Genomic DNA, 4,287 nt, shown 5'->3' on the forward strand with positions numbered 1-4,287 from the left:
AATTTCTGCTTCTCTAAATCGAAATGAACGCACGAAATTTCCGATTCGACTGAATAAAAAATACTGCAGACAACATCGGTTTGGCAATAGCGGGGCTAAATACTCAAAATCCACGCTTTCCATTTCTATTTTATTTTGTATTTTAGTTGGAACATTTCCGCTTCGGTCGCCCCGCTATCGCCAAGCCGTGGGACGTTGTGCGTCATACTATTGCGACAGAAACGAAAGCTAAAATTTAAGAAGATAAATATTGAAAATAGAAAACAAATTAGAGAAAATATTTGAATTTTTAAACTCAAATAGAGAACATAATCATCAGTTACAAGAAAGATTTTACAGTTCCGTTTTGAAACCATTTAATAGTGTTCCCGAAAAAGTAATTTCACTTCTTTATCACATAGCAAACACTCAAAGTCAGCCGAAAATTGACAATTTAGCAAGATTTTTTATTGGATTACACGAAAATATAGAATGTCTAAATTCGTTTCAAAGTTTTGTGGAATTTGTAAAGCCTAAAAATGAAACCGAATATAACTTCAGAACCTTGTATTTAGGAATGGAAAAACAAAGCGGTTGGGGCAAAAAAACCTCTGCTCTATTCGTAAAAACAATTTTTCATTTACACAATACGGAATATTCAAAAGATTTGAAAATTTGGAATGATGTACCAAAAACATTTGAAAAAAATGACGAATTTTTTTTACCAGTTGACGCAGTAATTATTTCTATTTTTAAGAAACTAAATTCAGAAATAAAATGGGATTTTGAAAAAGTAAACACAACACTAAAAAAAATCTATAAAGAAAAAGAAATTGAAGTTTGGGACGATTTATGGTTTTGGGGATTTATTACGCAAAATGGAACGGGAGAAAATAGAAAATTTGAATGGAACGTAAATAAATATTGGGCATTAAAAGAAACTGACAAAAATAAAATTCAAATAAAAATAATTGAAAATAAAGCAGAAATCTTTTTGAAATTAATGAACTAAATAAAAGTACGAACGCACAACAAGGGTTTTGCAATAGTGGGGCGAAACTGCAAAGTTCAACGGCAGTTCTTCGGTTCAACTTTTGTGCAATATTGAAGATTTGTGCTTCGATTGCCCCACCATCGCAAAGCCCCGAAACGTTGGCAGAAATTTTTTACAAATATTACGTCAAATTACGGATTCCCGTAAGGAAGATATATTTAAAGTAAATAAATTTGTCAACGGTCGGAATTACCGAAACAGCGACTTGAAAAAAATCTGAAAGTAGGTTTATACATCAATAAACATCAATGAAAAAAATATACTTTGAAAACGAGTTTATATTACAACCTTCTTCTCCAAAGAAACAAAAAAAAGAAAATCGGTTTGCGAGAAAATTCATTTTTTTCTATCTCGTTTTTAACATTATTGCTTACAGTACATTTTTATTAAAATTTCATCCAAAATTTGAAAATGAAGAAAAAGACAGCTATTATAGTGACTTTGACAAATCTCATAATAAATCATTTACTCAAATCTATGATTACATACTAATTCCAGATTATGATGTTCTAAAAAGATGTAGTGACTGTAAATTAGAAGAGTCCGAAAATTTTTATCCGTTTCATAAATTCACTTTTGCATTTGGAAGTGGTGGCTATGATAATTACAATCAAAATTATTACAGAAACAGCACAAAAGGTTTCGTAGGAATATTCGGCTTTTACGGACATACGGAATTTGTGTTTTATGTTATTATTCCTTTTCTATTGTACGGTTTAACGATTGTTTACAGAAAATTTGTGAAATAAAAATTTACTTAGTTAATATTAAATATATAAATCCAAATGTTTACTAAATTTTTACTAAAAAATGGTCCTGGCTCTCCAGGAAATACAGCTAAAGTTTTAATAAATCAATTTAACCAGCTCAATCAAAGGATTTTAGCAAGCGAGCCAAATGAAATTTATGAACAAATTATAGCAACTAGGATGATGGTTTCTCATTCAAATCCTCATAGCATTTATTCAAGACTATATGATTTGGACAAGGTTATGGACTTTGTAGAAAATGATATTTGTACACTTACTTTTTTAGTGCTATTTTCAGAATCAGAAACTTTTAGAACAGGCGTAAGACCAAATAGATATGGCGATTCTTCTTTTGACGTTGTAACGGAAGTAATTTTTGAGGTTTGTAAGAAAAATAGTTGGCTAAGCCAATTCGATATTAATAAATTTAGAGATAAATCTAACAAAATTTGTAGATTACATATTTATAATTATTAACAAGATAGATATGAAAAAAATAATTCTGTTACTTCTTGTTCTTATTTTTAATTTTTCATTTGCCCAAACAAATTGGAAAAGTCCAAAATATGGTTACAGTATTGAGATTCCAAAAAACTTCATACAAACCACCAATATTGTAGGCTCTAATGTAGATTTTAAGGCAGAAAATAGTAAATCATCTGTTGTGATTGTCGTAAAAATATTACCTAAAGAAATTGGACAGTATTCGATTTGGGAGATGTTAGGGGATTTGGATAGTTATGCCAAAGAATGGGAAAATGGAGCAATAGAATATTTTGATAATCCTAAAGTAATCAAATACGGAAAAACTACTATTAATGGATTACAGACTTTTTGGTTGGATTATACCACTTCAGAAGGTATATATTCAAAAAATTATTCCGTAAAAAAAGGAAACCGAATTTATACAATCACTTTATCAAATCCAAATCAGTCAAATTCTTATTACTCTTCAATTTGGTATAGATTCAAAAACTCTATAAAACTGTAAAACGAAATCAAAACTTAACATTGCATATTTTTAGACAATGTAAAATAAAATACTCAAATAAACGGTATAAAAAAACTTCTGCCAACAAGGGTTTGGCAATAGCGGGCAGAAAGTTATCCGTTCACGTTTTGTTCTTCGGTAGAAATTTGTATTTTAGTTGAAGATTTTCGCTTCGGTTTGCCCGCCATCGCCAAGCCCCGAAACGTTGTCTGCAATATTTTTACACAAGTCTACTCTATCAAATTTCACGAAATTGAATTTAACTGAAGTTCTGAAAATGGACGTTCTTAAATTTGAAAATCGAAAATTTTTGAAAACTGAGAAATTGAATTTAACGGAAATATAACGACAGAGAAAACTGAAATTAACAAGAAATTTATGGGCAAAAAAACGTGGCTAAAAATAACTTTGAAACAACAAACTGACGAAAAACGAAATTTAACAGAAAAATAAACCGCTGAATTTCTGTTTCTCTAAATCGAAATGAACGCACGAAATTTCCGATTCGACGGAATAAAAAATACTGCAGACAACATCGGTTTGGCAATAGCGGGGCTAAATTCTCAAAATCCACGCTTTGTTTTTCTATTTTATTTTGTATTTTAGTTGAAACATTTCCACTTCGGGCGCCCCGCTATCGCCAAGCCTTGGGACGTTATAGGCAATTTTATGACAACAGAAACTTCAAATACTGACAATAGATTTAAAGACGAAAATTATACACTTAATAATTTTCAAAATGAAATATTTGTAGAGTGTCCTAAATGTAGTAAAAGAGCTGTCGTAAAAAAGGAAACACCCTACTCATATTGGTCTGAAAGAGTTTTATCTTGCCCAAATTGTCATTATTCACAGAGAGGACGGAAAGAGACTTATCGAGTTGAACTAAAATGCAATTGTTCAAACTGTGCGGTTGAAATTAATTTGGCAATTCCGAATGTGAACGAGAAAAAAGAGAAAATAGCTGTTAAATGTAAAAATTGTGGAATAACGCAAGATTATGAACCAAGAAACATTTCCCAAGAATGGTTGTTTTCAAGCAAAGACAAAGAAACTGAAAGTTATTTTGGGCTTCCACTTTGGATAAGTTCAAATTTCAAAAATTATACTTTTTGGGCATTTAATTATGAACATTTAGAATATCTAAAATCATACATATCTGCTGAATTACGAGAAAGAAATAATCGAACTCATTGGACAATGGTTGAAAAGCTTCCTGTTTGGATGACTTCAAGTAAAAACAGAGACAAACTTATAAAAGTAATTAAAGAACTGGAAATTAAATAAAAACTGCCTATAACAAGGGTTTTGCGATAGTGGGGCGAAACTGCAAAGTTCAACGGCAGTTCTTCGGTTCAACTTTTGTGCAAAATTGAAGATTTGTGCTTCGATTGCCCCACCATCGCAAAGCCCCGAAACGTTGGCAGAAACACCATTGAACATTCGGTATAAAAACAACGGTTCTGAATATTGGACAAACTTGAATCTAAAAGAAATTGAATCCAGACCAAAAA

5 protein-coding genes are annotated in these 4,287 nt (G+C 30.9%); all 5 read left to right on the top strand.

Annotation, left to right across the window (positions count from 1 at the left end; all coding sequences use genetic code 11):
• Nucleotides 1-250: 250 nt before the first annotated feature.
• Nucleotides 251-991 (top strand): hypothetical protein, encoded by a 741-nt coding sequence (locus tag B0I22_RS15980; RefSeq protein WP_133946607.1) that lies wholly within the window; start codon nt 251-253, stop codon nt 989-991.
• Nucleotides 992-1,281: 290 nt separating this feature from the next.
• Nucleotides 1,282-1,782: a hypothetical protein gene (locus B0I22_RS15985; protein WP_133946609.1), complete on the top strand. Its 501-nt coding sequence runs from the start codon at nt 1,282-1,284 to the stop codon at nt 1,780-1,782.
• 36 nt (nt 1,783-1,818) lie between these two features.
• The gene (locus B0I22_RS15990) at nt 1,819-2,259 is read left to right on the top strand and encodes a hypothetical protein (protein WP_133946611.1); all 441 of its coding nucleotides are present in this window, start codon (nt 1,819-1,821) and stop codon (nt 2,257-2,259) included.
• Nucleotides 2,260-2,269: 10 nt separating this feature from the next.
• On the top strand, nt 2,270-2,773 hold the full coding sequence (locus B0I22_RS15995; RefSeq protein WP_133946613.1) for a hypothetical protein: 504 nt from the start codon (nt 2,270-2,272) through the stop codon (nt 2,771-2,773).
• A gap of 669 nt (nt 2,774-3,442) precedes the next feature.
• Nucleotides 3,443-4,060 (top strand): hypothetical protein, encoded by a 618-nt coding sequence (locus B0I22_RS16000; protein WP_133946615.1) that lies wholly within the window; start codon nt 3,443-3,445, stop codon nt 4,058-4,060.
• Nucleotides 4,061-4,287: the final 227 nt, after the last annotated feature.

The organism is Epilithonimonas xixisoli (genome assembly GCF_004365655.1).
GTDB classification, from domain to species: domain Bacteria; phylum Bacteroidota; class Bacteroidia; order Flavobacteriales; family Weeksellaceae; genus Epilithonimonas; species Epilithonimonas xixisoli.